Origin of the sequence: Streptomyces prunicolor NBRC 13075 (genome assembly GCF_000367365.1) — a bacterium.
In the GTDB taxonomy this organism is placed as follows: Bacteria; Actinomycetota; Actinomycetes; order Streptomycetales; family Streptomycetaceae; genus Streptomyces; species Streptomyces prunicolor.
This window is the reverse complement of sequence record NZ_BARF01000063.1, coordinates 36182-52528: the sequence shown is the minus strand read 5'-3', so window position 1 is coordinate 52528 and position 16347 is coordinate 36182. Positions and strand designations below refer to the sequence as shown.

Genomic DNA, 16347 nt, shown 5'->3' with positions numbered 1-16347 from the left:
AGCTTCTCAACCTGCCGTCACCTGAAGCTCTTTGACCCCGTTGATCCATGCCGAGCGCAGCCGGCGCGGGTCGCCCGTCAGGGTCAGGTCGGGCATCGCGTCCGCTATCGCGTTGAAGATCAGGTCGATTTCGAGGACCGCGAGGGACTTGCCGAGGCAGTAGTGCGGGCCTCCGCCGCCGAAGCCCAGGTGCGGGTTCGGGTCGCGCATGACGTCGAACTGGTCCGGGTTCTCGAAGACTTCGGGGTCGTGGTTGGCGGAGGCGTAGAAGATCCCGACGCGGTCGCCCTTTTTGATCGACTTGCCGCCCAGCTCGGTGTCCTGGGTCGCCGTGCGCTGGAAGGCGTTGACCGGCGTGGCCCAGCGGACGATCTCCTCGGCGGCGGTCGACGGGCGCTCCCGCTTGTACAGCTCCCACTGCTCGGGGTGGGTGAGGAACGCGTGCATGCCGTGGGTGATGGCGTTGCGGGTCGTCTCGTTGCCGGCCACCGAGAGCATCAGCACGAAGAAGCCGAACTCGTCGGAGTTCAGGTTGCCCTCGTCCTCGGCGGCGACCAGCGTGCTGACGATGTCGTGGGCCGGGCACTGCTTGCGTTCGGCGGCCATTCCCATGGCATAGGCGATGAGTTCGGCGGCGGACTCGGCGCCGATCTCCTCCGTGATGGCGTACTCGGGATCGTCGTACGCGATCATCTTGTTGGACCACTCGAAGATCTTGACGCGGTCCTCCTGCGGGATGCCGATGAGTTCGGCGATGGCCTGGAGGGGCAGTTCGCAGGCGACCTCGGTGACGAAGTCGAAGGGGCCGGAGTGGGCGCGGGCGGTCTCGACGATCGCGTGGGCGCGGTCGCGCAGGCGTTCCTCCAGGGCGCGGATCGCCCTCGGTGTGAAGCCTCGTTGGACGATCTGGCGGACGCGGGTGTGCTCGGGCGGGTCCATGTTGAGCAGGATCAACTGCTGGACGTCGAGCGCCTCGCGCGTCATGTGCTCGCCGAAGCGGATGATCGCCGTGTTGAGGGTCGAGGAGAAGATCTCCGGGTGGGTGGAGACGTACCGGACGTCGGCGTGCCGGGTCACGGCCCAGTAGCCCTCGTCCTGGAACCCCGCGATGTTGAGGGGCTGCGGTATCCAGCGCACCGGCTCGGCCGCGCGCAGTTCGGCGAACTCCGGTAGCGGGACGCGGTGGTGGAGCAGGTCCGGGTCGGTGAAGTCGAACCCGTCGGGCAGAGCTGGACAGGGCATGGGCACTCCAGCCGTTTTCTGACGGTCCATCAGAACAGGGGAATGCCCGTGAAGGTAATAACGGGTTCTACAAGTCGCAAGAGGCACGGCAAGCCGAATTCCCTGCACGACCCTTGCGGTTGTGGACGACCTGTCAGCAGACTGCACACAGAACTAGAACGCGTACTAGTTCTGCGCGGCAGGTGGCCGGGACGCCCGCGCCGCGCGGTGTACGAGGAGAGGACGTGTCCCATGGTCGCGGAACCCGTCATCGTGGAAGCCGTACGCACCCCCATCGGCAAGCGCGGCGGCGCGCTCGCCAACCTCCATCCCGCCTATCTCCTGGGCGAGACCTACCGTGAACTCCTCGGCCGCACCGGCATTCACGCCGACTGCGTCGAGCAGGTCGTCGGCGGCACGGTGACCCACGCCGGCGAACAGTCCATGAACCCCGCGCGCACGGCCTGGCTGGCCATGGGTCTGCCGTACGAGACGGCCGCGACGACGGTCGACTGTCAGTGCGGCTCCTCGCAGCAGGCCTCGCACATGACCGCCAACATGATCGCGGCGGGCGTCATCGACGTCGGGATCAGCTGTGGCGTCGAGGCGATGTCACGGGTGCCGCTGGGATCGGGGTCGAAGCACGGACCCGGGAAGCCGTTCCCGGACGAGTGGAACGTGGATCTGCCCAACCAGTTCGAGGCCGCCGAACGCATCGCCCGCAACCGGAAGTTGACCCGCGAGAACGTCGACTCGCTCGGCCTGATCTCGCAGGAGCGGGCGGCGATCGCCTGGTCCGAGGAACGCTTCAAGAAGGAGACGTTCGCCGTCCAGGTGCCGACGACGGAGGACGAACAGCGCGCCGGGCACGGCATGTGGCGGCTCGTCGACCGCGACGAGGGCCTGCGCGACACGTCGATGGAGGCGCTGGCGCGGCTGAAGCCCGTGATGCCGACCGCCGTGCACACGGCGGGCAACTCCTCGCAGATCAGCGACGGCGCCTCGGCGATCATGTGGGCATCGAAGCGGATGGCGCGGGCGCTGAAGCTCAGGCCGCGGGCGAGGATCGTGGCCCAGGCGCTGGTCGGGGCCGACCCGCACTACCACCTCGACGGGCCGATCGACGCGACGCGGGCCGTGCTCGGCAAGGCGGGCATGACGCTCAAGGACATCGACCTCGTCGAGATCAACGAGGCGTTCGCGTCCGTGGTGTTGAGCTGGGCGCAGGTCTTCGGCCAGGACCTGGAGAAGGTCAACGTGAACGGCGGCGCGATCGCCCTCGGTCATCCGGTGGGGGCGACGGGCGCCCGGCTGATCACCACGGCTCTCCATGAACTGGAGCGCTCCGACAAGGAGTTCGCGCTGATCACGATGTGCGCGGGCGGGGCGCTGGCGACCGGCACGATCATCCAGCGTCTGTAGCCGCCCAGTTGGCGGGGGTCAGATGATCCTCGGCGCAGGCGCGGAAGGCCGCGAGCAGTCGGCGGTTCTCCTCGCCTGCGCGGGTGGCCAGCACAACCGGGACGGGGGGCGCGCCCTCGATCGGGACCGTGGTCAGATCGAGCCGCAGCCCCTTCTTGACGGCGCCCGCCGGAACGAGTGCCACCGCCTCGCCCGCCGCGATGACTTCGAGCTTGTCCTCGAACTCCCTGACGAACGGACCGGCCGGCGCGGGCCGGCCGCCCGGGCGGGGGTCGACGCGCCAGACCGCGTTGAACTCCTCGTCGGGGAACCGGGGTACGGGCTCGTCGGCGATGTCGTCGAGGGTGACGTACTCCTTGCCGGCCAGCCGGTGGCCGACCGGCATCAGCAGCACGCGGGACTCCTCGTAGAGGACGCTCACGCTCAACCCCTCGGTGGCGAACGGGAGTCGGCCCACCACCACGTCCACCCGGTGCTCCAGCAGGGCGGACGGCAGCTCGCCCCAGCCGAGGAAGCGGCTGTGCACATCGGCCTCCGGGTGCCCGGCGCGCAGGGCACGCACCGCCGGGGTGATGATGAGCCCGGTCATGAACCCGACGACGACCCGGCTGGGCTGCCCGACCGCCCGTACCAAGGCCGCCGCTTCCTCCGCCGACCGCAACAACGCCCGGGCCCGGGGCAGGAACGCCTCCCCGGCCTCGGTGAGTTGGGTGCCCTGCGCGGTCCGGTCGAAGAGCCGGACGCCCAACTCGCCCTCCAAGCGCCGGACATGACGACTGAGGGACGGCTGCGCGAGATGCAGGACGGCCGCCGCCCGGCCGAAGTGCAGTTCCTCGGCGACGACGGTGAAGTAGCGGACGAGGCGCAGGTCCAGGTCACTCATCCCTCGACTGTACGACGCTACAACCGCGCGAGCTGCACTGATACCGGAAATGAATCACGTCTTCCGGAGTCGGTCTTGGACGGGCCTGGTGCGGCGGGCGCAGGCTGGAAGCACACCGATTCTTCCGACCCGACTTTGATCTGGGTGATTTCGTCATGCGTGTTTTCGTCACCGGAGCGACCGGATTCGTGGGCAGCGCGGTTGTCCGCGAACTGCTCGACAACGGCCACCAAGTGCTGGGCCTGGCGCGTTCCGACGCCTCGGCCGAACGGCTCGCGGCGACCGGGGCGGAGGTGCACCGGGGTTCGCTGGAGGACCTCGACGCCCTCCGCGCGGGCGCGTCGGCGTCCGACGGTGTGATCCACACCGGTTTCATCCACGACTTCTCGAACTACGCCGCCTGCGTGGCGATCGACCTGAGCGCGGTGCGGACCCTCACCGAGACCCTCGCCGGCTCGGACCGCCCTCTCGTCATCAGCTCCGTGATGAGCCACGGCCGGACCGAGGACGACGTACCCGACCCCGCCGCCCGCCCCGACCTGGTCCGCCTCCCGGCCGAGGTCACGGCCCTGACGGCGGCGGCGCGGGGCGTCCGTTCCTCGGTCATCCGGCTGCCGCAGGTGCACGGCGAGGGCGATCACGCCTTCGTCCCCGGTGTCATCGACATCGCCCGTGCCAAGGGCGTCTCCGCCTACCCCGGCGAGGGCACGAACGGCTGGGCCGCCGTCCACCGCGACGACGCCGCGCTGCTGTTCCGGCTGGCCCTGGAGAGCGCCCCGGCGGGCACGGTCCTGCACGCGGTCGACGACGAGGGCGTCCCCGTACGGGAGATCGCCGAGGTCATCGGCAGGCGGCTGGACCTACCGGTGAAGAGCGTGCCGGTCGAGGAGGCCGGGACCCACTTCGGCTGGCTGGGCCACTTCTACTCGTCCGACCTGGTGGGCACGAGCGTCCTCACCCGGGAGCGGTTCGGCTGGACCCCGACCCGGATCGGCCTGCTCGCCGACCTCGACCACGACTACTACTTCAACCAGCCGTCGTAGCGGACCAGTTGACGAAGGTGGCGAAGGTGGCGGGGCCGAGGGTGAGACCTTCCGCTACCGGCAGGCGGGCCGCTATCTGGCGGCCGCCGGTTCCAACTCCTCGCTGGTCCGCACCGGTTGGGGCCGCGACCGGGCCCGCGGCCCCTGGAAGACATACGCCAGGCCGAAGCCCGCGGCGACGACCGCCGCGCCGCCGGCCGCGTCCAGGACCCAGTGGTTGCCGGTCGCGACGATCGCGGAGACGGTGAAGAAGGGGTGCAGCAGGCCCAGGGCCTTCATCCACCACTTGGGGGCGAGGGCGAAGATGACGACACCGCACCACAGGGACCAGCCGAAGTGCAGCGAGGGCATCGCCGCGTACTGGTTGGTGAGGGCGGTGAGGGTGCCGTAGTCCGGCTTGGAGAAGTCCTGGACGCCGTGGACCGTGTCGATGATGCCGAGGCCGGGGAGCAGGCGGGGCGGGGCCAGCGGGTAGAGCCAGAAGCCGACCAGGGCGAGCAGGGTGGCGAAGCCCAGGGCGGAGCGGGCCCAGCGGTAGTCGACCGGGCGGCGCCAGTAGAGGACCGCCATGACGGTCAGCGGGACCACGAAGTGGAAGGACTCGTAGTAGAAGTTGAAGAAGTCCTTCAGGAAGTCGACCTTCACGACCCAGTGGTTGACCGCGTGCTCGATGTCGATGTGCAGGAAGCGCTCGATCGAGAGGATCTCGCGGCCGTGGTGTTCCGCCGTGGCCCGGCCGCCCGCGTTGGTGCCGCCGGTCGCCGCGAGGCGGACCTGCTGGTAGGCGGCGTAGGTGACGCGGATCAGGAGGAGTTCGAGGAGGAGGTTCGGGCGGGTCAGGACGCGGCGCAGGAACGGGAGCAGCGGGACGTGCTTCCAGCGCGTGGGGACCGGCTCGGCGTACTCCGTGGGGATCGGCCGCCGGTAGTACTCCGACGTGCGGGACAGGAACGGCACGACGGTCGCGGCGGCCAGCGCCATGAGCAGAACGACGTTGTCACGGAGCGGATAGACGGCCGCCATGTTCGGCAGCATCATCTTCGCGGGCAGCGTGACGACGAGGACCACCGCGACCGGCCACACGTACCGGTCCGAGGTCCGCTTGCCGACCCGGCCGACCACCGCGAGCAGCACCCACAGCAGCTGGTGCTGCCAGGTCGTCGGCGACACGGCGATCGCCGCGCAGCCGGTGACCGCGACCGCGAGCAGTAGCTGCCCGTCACGCGCGTACCGCACGGTCCGGCGCAGGCCCAGGTACGCGACGGCCGCGCCCAGCACCAGGAACACGCCGATCTCCAGCGGCCCGGTGAGACCGAGCCGCAGCAGCGCGCCGTGCAGCGACTGGTTGCCGAGGCCGTCCGCCGCGCCGCCGAGGCCGGCGCCGGCGATGTGGTGCACCCAGTAGGTGTACGAGTCGTGCGGCATCGCGGCCCACGCGATCACCACGCTCGCGGCGAACGTGAGCGCGGAGGTGACGGCGGCCCGGCGCCGGCCGGTGAACCACAGCAGCGGCGCGAAGAGCAGCACGGTCGGCTGAAGTGCGGCGGCGAGGCCGATCAGCACCCCGCCGGCCCGCTCACCGCGCACGGTGAAGCAGCCGAGCAGCACGAGCAGGACCGGGATGATGCTGGTCTGGCCGAGCCAGAGCGTGTTGCGCACCGGCAGCGACAGCATGAGCAGGCTGATCGCGACGGGCGCGGCGAGCAGCGAGCTACGGCGGGTGACGGGCTGTGGCAGGGCACGCGCGACGACCAGGCCGAGCGCGACGACCAGCAGCAGCGTGCCGAAGGTCCAGCCCCAACCGAGGGCCTGTTCGGCCGCGCGGGTGAGCGGTTTGAGGACGAGCCCGCCGAAGGGGGTGCCGGTGAACTGCGTCGAGTCGTACAGCGAGCCCTTCACATGCAGCACGCCGTTCGGCCCCACCCAGGTCTCCAGGTCGGTCAGCCGGTCCCCCTGCGGAGTGCTGAGGACCACGGCCACCTGCCGTACGGCGAGGACCGCGGCGACCAGCCACAGGCCCAGGCGCGCCACGCGCAGCCGTGCCCTGGCCGTCTGGGCGGCACTCGACCCGAATGCTCCCGCGGCTCCCGCCGGTCGCCCGCTGTGCTCCACGTTCGCCACGCCTCGTAGGCCTCCCGCCCCGCTCGTCCCACGCGATGACGCGCGTGGTTGTTCCCTCTGGGAACCCTATGAGGTTCGCACCCCCTGCGGGAGAGACGCAGGCAACCCCCCCTTCACCTGACGTCCGCCCTCCTTTTGTCCGGATGACGATAGTCGGCCTCGGGTTGCCTGGGCACAGCAAATAACGGCGTATCCGTACAGTGAGTGATTGCACACGAACGGGTTCGTAACACTTCTCACCGGATTCACGAACCGGATTCACGAAAGGCACCGGCACATGAGCGAGTCGCAACTGTGGGACGACGTCGACGACTATTTCATCAGCCAACTCGCCCCGGAGGACGAGGTGTTGGCGGCGACCCTGCGCGACAGCGAGGCCGCCGGGCTCCCGGAGATCGCGGTGTCCGCCGCCGCGGGCAAGCTGCTCCACCTCCTGGCCCAGATCCAGGGCGCCACCCGCATCCTGGAGATCGGCACCCTCGGCGGTTACAGCACGATCTGGCTGGCCCGCGCGCTGCCCGCCGACGGCCGGCTGGTCACCCTGGAGTACAGCCCGAAGCACGCCGAGGTCGCCACCCGCAACATCGCCCGCGCGGGCCTCGACAAGATCGTCGAGGTACGGGTGGGCCCGGCCCTGGAGTCACTGGCCGAGCTCGCCGACGAGGCCGCCGAGACCGCCGAGACCGCCGAGAAACCGACCCCCTTCGACCTGGTCTTCATCGACGCCGACAAGGTCAACAACCCGCACTACGTGGAGTGGGCCCTCAAGCTCACCCGCCCCGGCAGCCTGATCATCATCGACAACGTGGTGCGCGGCGGCCGGGTGGCCGACCCGGACAACACGTCGCCGGACGTCCGGGGCACGCGCACGGCGATCGAGTTGATCGGCTCGCACGCGCGCCTTTCGGGTACGGCGATCCAGACGGTGGGCAAGAAGGGCTACGACGGTTTCGCGCTGGCGCGGGTGCTCGACCAGAGCTCCTGACCCGGGGTTTCCCGCTGGGGGCTCCTCAACTCTCGTGATAGAAGCCGACGTTGACGCTGCGCGGCCCGGTGCGGTCCTTGATGACGATCTCGCCGCTGCCACCCCGGGGCAACGGCACGCTGCCTCCGTAGCCGACGGTCTGGGCGTACTCGCCGACGATCAGGCGTACTTCGGAGGACGGGTCGGGCTGGGAGCCGCGCAGCCAGCTCACCTGCCAGACGCCCTCGGGTCCGCACAGGAACTCCAGATGGACCCGCGAGATGAACAGCCAGTCGTCCGGTGTCACCAGACGGCACACCGTCTCGTCGCGGCCCACCCGCAGCACCGCGCCCGGGTCACTGGGCGCGTCGGCCATCAACATGCCGGCGGTGGCGCCCTCGTCCGTCCCGGAGACCGAGGCCATGGTGAGTTCGAGCACGTGCGCTCCCCTGTGAAGTGTCCTTACAGCAGCGGGCGCATGATAAATCGCCCGGCGCCACCGCGTCCGGCACAATTGAAGTCATGACCGAGCGAAAGCCACCGGGTGTGTCCTTCGAGTCCTGGGTCGACAAGCAGATCCGGGACGCCGAGCAGGCCGGCGAGTTCGCCCAACTCCCGGGCGCGGGGAAGCCGTTGCCGTCCGGCGCCGACACGACGTACGACGAACTGTGGTGGATCAAGCAGAAGATGGCCCGGGAGGGCATCTCCGTGCTGCCACCGACCCTGGCCCTGCGCAAAGAGGCCGAGGACGCCCTTGCTGCGGCGTACTCGGCCCCTTCGGAGCGGATCGCGCGGAAGATCGTCACCGAAGTCAACGTGAAGATCCGCGAGATGATGTTCAAGCCACCGCCCGGCCCCCCGCTGGGGATGAAGCCGTACGACGTCGAAGAGGTCGCGCGGGAGTGGCGGGAGCGCCGGGCGGTTGACGGAACAGCTGGATCCGACGGGTCAGATGTGTAGCGATCACATGTGGAGCGATCAGATGTGGAGAAGCCGCTCCGTCAGTTCGCGGTAGTCCCGCAGGGCCAGGCGGAGTTGCTCGGTGTTCTCCGAGCCGTCCGAGCCCTTGGACTCCCAGGAACCGTGCAGGGTGGCGCGGCGCTTGGTGACGGCCTCCGTGAAGCGGGCGGCGACCTCTTCCAGTACGTGGTCGGCCTCCTCGACTGCGGACCGGGGCTCGTCGACGAACCCGGTGACCGCGTGCTGCAACCGCAGGCTGAACTTGTCGCTCTCGTCGTGCGGCAGCAGGCTGCCGTTCTCGGCCTCCTGCGGGACGCGCCGCCCGTTGCCGGAGGCGGCACCGGAGCCGATGCCGGGGGCGGGCTCGGGGGCGTGCACGGGGCGGGACGACTGCTGCTCGGTGCGGTCGGAGCGGTCGGTGCGCTCACTGCGCTCGGTGCCGGTCGTGTCGCCGGCGCGCGGGCTCGGGATCGCCCGGTCGGCTTCGCGCGAGGAGGTCGTCGATGACGTCGATGACGTCGTCGGGGTCGATGCCGTAGGCGTCCGGTCGGACGACCCGAGCGGTGTGGGCTTCTCGGACCCACGCGGTGCCGACTTGTCGTCGGTGGCCGTGCCGTCGGTGGACCTGCCGTCGCCGGTCCTGCTGCCGAACGGCTTGTTGCCGGACCCGGACCCGGACTCGCGCGACGCCTTCTCGGCATCCCGCTGCTCGGCGGTCTTGTCCGCTGCCCTCTCCGCTGTCCTGTCGGTTTCCTTGCGGTCGGCGCGCTCCGCGTTCGTGTTCGTGCTCGCGTCCGTGTTGTCGCCGGTCGGCCGTATCGCGTCGGACATTAAGCTCAACTCCCCTTCAGTGCCTGCTTGTTGAATGAGCCGATCGAGTGGCGGCCACCGCGCCCGTTGCCATTGCGACTGCCACCGCTGTCGTCGCTCACCAGGTCGTCGAAGAGGGCGCGGGCTTCGAGCATCGCCTCACGCATCTCCTCGGTGCCGGCCTGGCTCTCCGGCGTGCCGTTCGTGCGCGCGGTGACGACGCGGTGCACACGCCGGTAGCCGTGGACGTGGGCCGCGTGGTGCACGGACAGCGCGTCGAACTGCTTGTCGTACTCGGCGACGTCGGGGAAGCCCCGGGCGCCGGCGACCTCGCCGAGCAGCTGGTCGACGTCGGCCACGGCCTGGCGGGGCGAGTCGACGAAGAGCTCCTGGGCGGCGGCCCAACGGGCCTGGAACTGCTCACGGGCCGCGGGCTCCAGCGGCTGCTCGTGCAGCGAACCGTGCTCCTGGACGCGCTCGCCGAGCTCGCGCTCGGCGGCCTTCGCGTCGCCGTCGTGCCGGGCCACGGTCCGGTCGTACTCCGGCCCGAAGCGGCGCTTCAGGCCCGAGCCGCCGGTCGCGCCTCGGGCACGCAGCGCCAGGGCGGCCGCGGCAGCGACCACGCCGACCACGATCACGATCACGATCAAAACGATGATCACGCCTGTGGACATGAGTGCCTTCCGGGTTCTTGGCCAACCGGCTCTCGTAGTCGGTCGGTTCCTCTACCGGGTTGCCGTAAAGGCCCTCTTCAAACGACGGCCACACCTCGGCGGAATTCGTGTTGCCGGTGTGTCGATTGCGCCCCGCCCCGTTCGACGCAGGGGTAAAGACCGATCGAGGAGGTTGTCATGGGCGAGGTCATCGCACGGCTGGCCATGTCGCTGGACGGGTACATCGCGGGCCCGGAGTCGGGGCGGGAGCATCCGCTGGGAATCGGCGGGGAGCGGCTGCACTCCTGGGTGTTCGGGCTGCGGAGCTTCCGTCGGATGCAGGGCATGAAGGGCGGGGCGGGCGGTCCGGACGACGAGCTGCTCGCCGAGTGGACCGAGCGGCCGGGGTCAGTCGTCATGGGCCACGGGATGTTCATCAGCGGGGAGACCCCGTGGGGCGACGAACCGCCGTTCCACGCCCCCGTGTTCGTCGTCACCCACCAGCCGCGGGAGTCGGTGGTGAAGAAGGGCGGCACGACGTACCACTTCGTCACCGAAGGCCCCGACCGTGCACTGGAGTTGGCCCGCGAGGCGGCAGGCGACAAGGACGTCTCCCTCGCGGGCGGCGCCGACCTGGTCCAACAGTTCATCCGCGCCGGGTGGTTGGACGAACTCCTCCTGCACGTCGTACCGGTCCTCGCGTGCGGCGGGCGCCGCCTGTTCGACAACGTGGGCGACACGCACATCGAATGGAAGCAGACCCAGGTCCTGGACTCCTCCCCCGAGGTGACCCATATTCGCTTGCGCCGCACCCCCGTCACCTCCTGACAATGCCCGCATGACCTGGACGATCGCCCCGGAACCCTACGACTCCCCCGTCGCCGCCGCGCTCTGGCGGGCGTACTACACCGAGGTCAGCGACCGCTGGTACCTGCTGCACGAGAACCACCGCACGGACCCCGCGGAACTGGAACGCGAGATCGCCGCCGTCACCGGTGCCGAACTCGCCCCGCCCAACGGCTTGTTGCTGGTAGCCCGGTACGGGGACGAGCCGGTGGGCAGCGCGGGCGTACGACTCCTCGACGCGACGACGGCCGAGCTGAAGAGGGTCTTCGTCCACGAGGGGATGCGCGGCCGGGGCGGCGCTCCGAGGCTGGTGACGGCCGCCGAGGACGCCGCCCGCGAGCTGGGCGCCAAGGTGATGATCCTCGACACCAGGAACGACCTGGTGGAGGCGCGAACCCTGTACACAAGGCTCGGCTACGAGGAGACCGACCGCCACAACGACGACCTGTACGCAGAACACTGGTTCCGCAAGAACCTCGACTGACCCCAACTACCCTCACCTGAACGCCGTCAGGCCCACCAAAACAGACGGTGAGGGCCCACCAAGTCGGACTGTCCCCACGTGGACGGCCGAGAGGGAGCCGTAGGGGCGCGCCGGTGTCGAGAGCCTGGGGGTCCCCCCTCTGGGGGAGCGCGGAGGCCCGCAGGGTCGAGCACGGTGGGGCTCTCGACACCGGCTCCCAGCGCCCCGAAGGCGACCGAACCAATAGAGGTGTGGCGCGTGGGTGCCTGATCAACACGGGCCCACCCACGCGGCACCGTCCCCACACCGGCCCACCCACGCAGCACCATCCCAACACCGGCCCAGGCACCCGGCACCACTCGAAGCACCGGTCCCGAAAGAACCTCAACCGACCTTGCTAGCCGCCCCGTTGTGCGGCTGCTCCCGATCAGACCCGCACAACTCCCCATTCAGCTCCTTCACCAACTGAACAAGATCCGTAGGCCGATCCGGCCCCCACCAATCCCCCAGGGTTTCCGCAAGAGACTCCTCACGGGCCTGCGCCAACTTCTCGGCCACTTCCCGCCCCCGCTCGCTCAGTCGGAGGTCGAGACCCTCCCGTACGGCGAGCCCCCGCCCCTCGATCTGACGGACCGCGGCGAGGATGACGGGCAACGGCACAGTGCTGCGCTCGGCCAGCACACCCGGTTCCGCCCAGCCGTCCCGCTTGATGCGCAGCAGCAGCCAACTCGCCGCCGGCTGAAGGTCGTAGCCCGCTTTCGCGGTGATCGTCTTGTAGATCTCGCGGCGCCCCTCCCGCGTGCCGAGCACGGACAGCGCGCGGCACACCTCGTCGTAGGAGGACCGTTGGACGGGGTTGCTGGCGAGGGTCTCGGTGACGTCGGGGGCGGTGACCGAGCCGCGCAGTTTGTCCTCCTTGAGGAACCATGCCAGGACGAAGCCGACGAGGGCGACGGGAGCGGCGTACAGGAACACATCGGTGATCGAGGACGCATACGCGTGCAGGGCCTCCGGCCGTACCGCGACCGGCAGTTGGGAGATGCCACGCGGGTCGGACTCCAGGCCGTCCGGTGTGACGCCCGGCGGCAGCGAGGTCCCCCGGAGAGCGTCCGTGAGCTTGTCACCGAGTCGGCTCGCGAAGACCGTGCCGAAGATGGCGACGCCGAACGAGGCGCCGATGGACCGGAAGAAGGTCGCGCCTGAAGTGGCGACGCCGAGATCCTCGTACGAGACGGCGTTCTGCACGATGAGCACCAACACCTGCATGACCAGGCCGAGTCCGAGTCCGAAGACGAAGAAGTAGGCGCTCATCTCGGCGGTGGAGCTGTTCTCGTCGAGCTGGTGGAGGAGCAGCAGGCCGAGGGCGGTGATGCCGGTGCCGGCGATGGGGAACACCTTCCAGCGGCCGGTACGGCTGACGACCTGGCCGGAGCCGGTGGACGAGATCAGCATGCCGAACACCATCGGCAGCATGTGGACGCCGGACATGGTCGGGGTGATGCCCTGGACGACCTGGAGGAAGGTCGGGAGATAGGTCATCGCGCCGAACATCGCGAAGCCGACGATGAAGCTGATGACGGCGGCGAGCGTGAAGGTGCGGACGCGGAACAGCTTCAGCGGGAGGACGGGTTCGGCGGCCCGCCGCTCCACGGCGACGAACGCGGCGATGAGCACCACACCCAGCACCGCGAGCCCGATGATCTGCGGCGAGCCCCAGCCCCAGGTGGTGCCGCCGAGGGAGGCGACGAGGACCAGACAGGTGGCGACCGCGGCGATGAGGAAGGTGCCGAGGTAGTCGATGACGTGCCGGGTCGACTTGCGCGGGATGTGCAGGGCGGTCGCGATGACGGCGAGGGCGACGACGCCGACGGGGAGGTTGATGTAGAAGACCCAGCGCCAGCTCAGATGCTCGGTGAACAGCCCGCCGAGCAGCGGCCCGAGGACACTGGTCGCGCCGAACACGGCACCGAACAGCCCCTGGTAGCGCCCGCGTTCACGCGGCGATACGACATCCCCCACGATCGCCATCGACAGCACGATCAGACCGCCGCCGCCGAGACCTTGGAGCGCCCGGAAGCCGATCAGCTGGGGCATGTTCTGCGCCGCGCCGCAGAGCGCGGACCCGATGAGAAAGATCACGATCGCGATCTGGAACAGCCGCTTCCGGCCGTACTGGTCGCCGAGCTTGCCCCACAGCGGGGTCGCGGCGGTCGAGGCGAGCAGATACGCGGTGACCACCCACGACAGATGTTCGAGGCCACCGAGATCACTGACGATCGTCGGCAGGGCGGTCGACACGATGGTCTGGTCGAGGGCGGCGAGCAGCAGCCCAGGAGCAGCGCCCCGATCGAGACGAGGACGTTGCCCGACACGTGTTCCTGAGCGGAACTGCCCCGCTGCGGGGGCCCCTCCGGTGGCTGCGCGTCGTGCACATTCCCCGTCATACCGTGCGCATCGCCGGCCATGAAGACCTCCTGCGGCTCTCGTTACACATCCATGGTGATCGGTATGGCCGGTTACGGCCTGTTGAGTCCGAATGGAAGCCCGCATTCCGGGGGTCGGAGGAGACGGCGTGAAGGAGATCCGCATAACCTCTGGAGTCCGACGGGGAGGGACGAACACGTGAACGAGGCGAAGGGCCACATATGCCCGCAGTGCGGGGCACCTCGGGCAGCCGACGGTTCCCCGTCCTGCGCCTGCACCCAACGGGCGTCCGACGCGCTGCGTGACGCGCGCACATCGGAGGCGGCAGCGGCGGAGGACTTCGACCCGCTGCGGATCAGACCGTATGTGGAACTGGACGGCACCCCGCAGGAGCAGACGCCTCCGGCGACACCGGTGGCTCCCGAGGGTGAGACACAGCGGCTGCCGGCGGTCGAGGAGACGATGCTGCTGCGCGCGGTGACGCCGTCGCCGCTCCCCGCGCAGGAGACGTCGGTCCTCCCCACCCTCCGGGCACCGTCGGACACCGCCCCGATCCAGACGGACCTGAGCCTGTTCGCGGACGGCGGGAGTGGCAAGGGCGACGGGGCCGCCCCGGACCCGCTGCTCACGGACGACGAAGACCCCCCGCGCCGCCACCACCGCCGTACCGTCCTCCTCGCCGCCGCGGGAGCCGTCGTAGCGGTGACCGCGGTCGCGGCGTTCGCGAGCGGCATGTTCTCGTACGAGACACCGTCACGGGACGAGGCGGCCCCTCAGGACGTACGGGCGAGCGTCCCGACGGCGTCGAAGAGCCCGGCGTCGGCAACACCGTCCACGAGCGGCTCCACGCCCGCACAGCCGACGTCGGCGTCCCCGGCCCCGTCGCTGAGCGGGACCCCGTCGCCGACGGCATCGTCGAGCCCGTCCGCCACGGCGTCGAGATCGGCGCCCGCCAGCCACACCCCGACGCCCACCGCCTCGACCTCGACCTCCTCCGCCACCGGCCGCCAGAGCAACAGCACCCCCACCACGGTCCTGCAACGCGGCGACGAAGGCCCCGAGGTCACCGAACTCCAACTCCGCCTGACCGAGGCGAAGTTCTACTCCGGCCCCGACAACGGCATCTTCGACAAGCAGGTACAGACGTCGGTCCGCGCCTACCAGGTGGCCCGCGGCATCACGTCCGACGAGCTGGGGGTATACGGGACGGCAACGCGAGCAAGACTGGAGTCCGAGACACCCGAGCCGTAACGCTGCGCTGGCTGGGGGGCTTTTCGGCGCCGGGGTTGTGGGGGGGTGCCAGGGTTACGGACGGCGGGGCTGAAGGGCGCCGGGGCTTGCGGGGAGCGCCAGGGTTACGCGTCGGCGGAGCTGAAGAAGGCTGCCGACGTTTGCGGAGAGCGCCGGGGCTGAAGGTTGCCGGGTTGCGAGAGGCACCGAGACCGCCCCTGGCGCGCGCACCGGGTCGGCCGTCACACCAGCACCCCACAGCCGTAGACCAACGCCCACAGGCCAACAGCCGTGGGTCAACGGCCGTAGGCCAACAGCCGTGGGTCAACGGCTGTGGGTCAACGGCTGTGGGCCAACACCCTCAGGCCAACCCCCGAGGGGCAGCGCCCCAAAGGGGCGCGGGGAACTGCGCGACCAGCCCCCACGGCGCAGCACCCGCAAAACAACCGAAGCGACCCAAGGAGGCACAACCGAAGCGCCACCCACCCCGCCCCACTGATCCCACCCCTAACCCGCACCCCCAACCCCCGCACCCCTATCCCACATGCAGCCGAATCCCCCCGCCCCCCAAATCCTCAACCCGAACCTCACGCAAATCCCGCACCACCACTTCCGCCCGATGGAACCCGGCCTGCGGCCCAACCCCCACCACCCGCATCCCCGCGGAGCGCCCCGCCGCAATCCCCGCCCCGGAATCCTCGAAGACAACACAATCCGCAGGCGCGACGCCCAGTTCGGCAGCGCCCTTCAGGAAGCCCTCCGGGTCAGGCTTGCTCGCGCCGACGGATTCGGCGGTGATCCGGACCTCCGGCAACTCCAGCCCGGCCGCGCCCATCCGCGCCGTGGACAACGCAACGTCCGCCGACGTGACGAGCGCATGCGGCAGCCCCCGCAAGGACGCCAGGAACTCCGCCGCGCCCGGAATCGGGACAACGCCCTCGACGTCCGCGGTTTCCTCGGCCAGCATGCGCGCGTTCTCGGCGTAGTTCTGCTCCATGGGCCGCCCAGGCAGCAGCAGTGCCATCGACGCGTACCCCTGCCGACCGTGCACGACCTTCATGACCTCGTCCGCGTTCAGCCCGTGCCGGTCGGACCAGTTCCGCCAGATCCGCTCGACGACGGCGTGCGAGTCGACGAGGGTGCCGTCCATGTCCAGCAGGAGGGCACGGGCGGTGAGCACGGTGGTGGCCGTCATCGGCAGGCTCCAAGGAACGGGAGAGGTGTACGTCGGTCAACCTGGTCACCCCGGTCAACCCCCGGAGGGACAAGGTGGCCCCGCCCGCCGGTCAGGGAGAACGGACGGGAGC

Annotated in this window: 14 protein-coding genes and 1 pseudogene; 7 read left to right on the top strand and 8 right to left on the bottom strand. The window is 69.9% G+C overall.

The features are described from left to right. Positions 1 to 6: 6 nt before the first annotated feature. The gene (locus SPR02S_RS28390) at positions 7 to 1242 is read right to left on the bottom strand and encodes a cytochrome P450 (protein WP_019060407.1); all 1236 of its coding nucleotides are present in this window, start codon (positions 1240 to 1242) and stop codon (positions 7 to 9) included. Positions 1243 to 1473: 231 nt separating this feature from the next. Here SPR02S_RS28390 and SPR02S_RS28385 point away from each other — a divergent pair, with 231 nt between their 5' ends. Further along, positions 1474 to 2643, top strand: coding sequence for a steroid 3-ketoacyl-CoA thiolase (locus tag SPR02S_RS28385; RefSeq protein ID WP_019060406.1), 1170 nt, complete (start codon positions 1474 to 1476; stop codon positions 2641 to 2643). On the opposite strand, the gene SPR02S_RS28380 is transcribed toward SPR02S_RS28385, so the two are convergent. Beyond that, positions 2627 to 3526: a LysR family transcriptional regulator gene (locus tag SPR02S_RS28380; RefSeq protein ID WP_019060405.1), complete on the bottom strand. Its 900-nt coding sequence runs from the start codon at positions 3524 to 3526 to the stop codon at positions 2627 to 2629. The genes SPR02S_RS28385 and SPR02S_RS28380 overlap by 17 nt on opposite strands. A gap of 155 nt (positions 3527 to 3681) precedes the next feature. On the opposite strand from SPR02S_RS28380, the gene SPR02S_RS28375 reads away from it, so the two are divergent. Further along, positions 3682 to 4569 carry an SDR family oxidoreductase gene (locus SPR02S_RS28375; RefSeq protein WP_019060404.1) on the top strand — a complete coding sequence of 296 codons (888 nt, stop codon included), beginning with the start codon at positions 3682 to 3684 and terminating at the stop codon, positions 4567 to 4569. Positions 4570 to 4641: 72 nt separating this feature from the next. On the opposite strand, the gene SPR02S_RS56555 is transcribed toward SPR02S_RS28375, so the two are convergent. Beyond that, positions 4642 to 6690 carry a bifunctional glycosyltransferase 87/phosphatase PAP2 family protein gene (locus SPR02S_RS56555; RefSeq protein ID WP_052347064.1) on the bottom strand — a complete coding sequence of 683 codons (2049 nt, stop codon included), beginning with the start codon at positions 6688 to 6690 and terminating at the stop codon, positions 4642 to 4644. Between the two features lie 277 nt (positions 6691 to 6967). Between SPR02S_RS56555 and SPR02S_RS28365 the strand changes: the two genes are divergently transcribed. Beyond that, complete coding sequence (locus SPR02S_RS28365; RefSeq protein ID WP_019060402.1) at positions 6968 to 7675, top strand: O-methyltransferase; 708 nt, start codon at positions 6968 to 6970, stop codon at positions 7673 to 7675. A gap of 25 nt (positions 7676 to 7700) precedes the next feature. On the opposite strand, the gene SPR02S_RS28360 is transcribed toward SPR02S_RS28365, so the two are convergent. Further along, positions 7701 to 8093: an FHA domain-containing protein gene (locus SPR02S_RS28360; protein ID WP_019060401.1), complete on the bottom strand. Its 393-nt coding sequence runs from the start codon at positions 8091 to 8093 to the stop codon at positions 7701 to 7703. Between the two features lie 83 nt (positions 8094 to 8176). Between SPR02S_RS28360 and SPR02S_RS28355 the strand changes: the two genes are divergently transcribed. After that, positions 8177 to 8614, top strand: a complete 438-nt coding sequence (locus SPR02S_RS28355) for a DnaJ family domain-containing protein (protein WP_019060400.1) — start codon at positions 8177 to 8179, stop codon at positions 8612 to 8614. An 18-nt stretch (positions 8615 to 8632) separates the two neighbouring features. On the opposite strand, the gene SPR02S_RS66210 is transcribed toward SPR02S_RS28355, so the two are convergent. Both SPR02S_RS66210 and SPR02S_RS28345 read right to left on the bottom strand, forming a co-directional pair. Next, positions 8633 to 9445: a hypothetical protein gene (locus tag SPR02S_RS66210; protein ID WP_019060399.1), complete on the bottom strand. Its 813-nt coding sequence runs from the start codon at positions 9443 to 9445 to the stop codon at positions 8633 to 8635. 5 nt (positions 9446 to 9450) lie between these two features. Further along, positions 9451 to 10098, bottom strand: a complete 648-nt coding sequence (locus SPR02S_RS28345) for a hypothetical protein (protein WP_019060398.1) — start codon at positions 10096 to 10098, stop codon at positions 9451 to 9453. Between the two features lie 177 nt (positions 10099 to 10275). Between SPR02S_RS28345 and SPR02S_RS28340 the strand changes: the two genes are divergently transcribed. Next, the gene (locus tag SPR02S_RS28340; RefSeq protein WP_019060397.1) at positions 10276 to 10905 is read left to right on the top strand and encodes a dihydrofolate reductase family protein; all 630 of its coding nucleotides are present in this window, start codon (positions 10276 to 10278) and stop codon (positions 10903 to 10905) included. Positions 10906 to 10915: 10 nt separating this feature from the next. After that, positions 10916 to 11407, top strand: coding sequence for a GNAT family N-acetyltransferase (locus tag SPR02S_RS28335; RefSeq protein ID WP_019060396.1), 492 nt, complete (start codon positions 10916 to 10918; stop codon positions 11405 to 11407). A gap of 363 nt (positions 11408 to 11770) precedes the next feature. Here the strand turns inward: SPR02S_RS28335 and SPR02S_RS56545 are convergent. Beyond that, positions 11771 to 13851, bottom strand: a pseudogene (locus SPR02S_RS56545) (MDR family MFS transporter). Positions 13852 to 14008: 157 nt separating this feature from the next. Between SPR02S_RS56545 and SPR02S_RS28325 the strand changes: the two are divergent. Continuing rightward, a complete protein-coding gene (locus tag SPR02S_RS28325) occupies positions 14009 to 15061 on the top strand; it encodes a peptidoglycan-binding domain-containing protein (protein ID WP_019060394.1) in 1053 nt (350 codons plus the stop codon). 514 nt (positions 15062 to 15575) lie between these two features. Here the strand turns inward: SPR02S_RS28325 and SPR02S_RS28320 are convergent. Further along, positions 15576 to 16235, bottom strand: coding sequence for an HAD family hydrolase (locus tag SPR02S_RS28320; RefSeq protein WP_019060393.1), 660 nt, complete (start codon positions 16233 to 16235; stop codon positions 15576 to 15578). Positions 16236 to 16347: the final 112 nt, after the last annotated feature.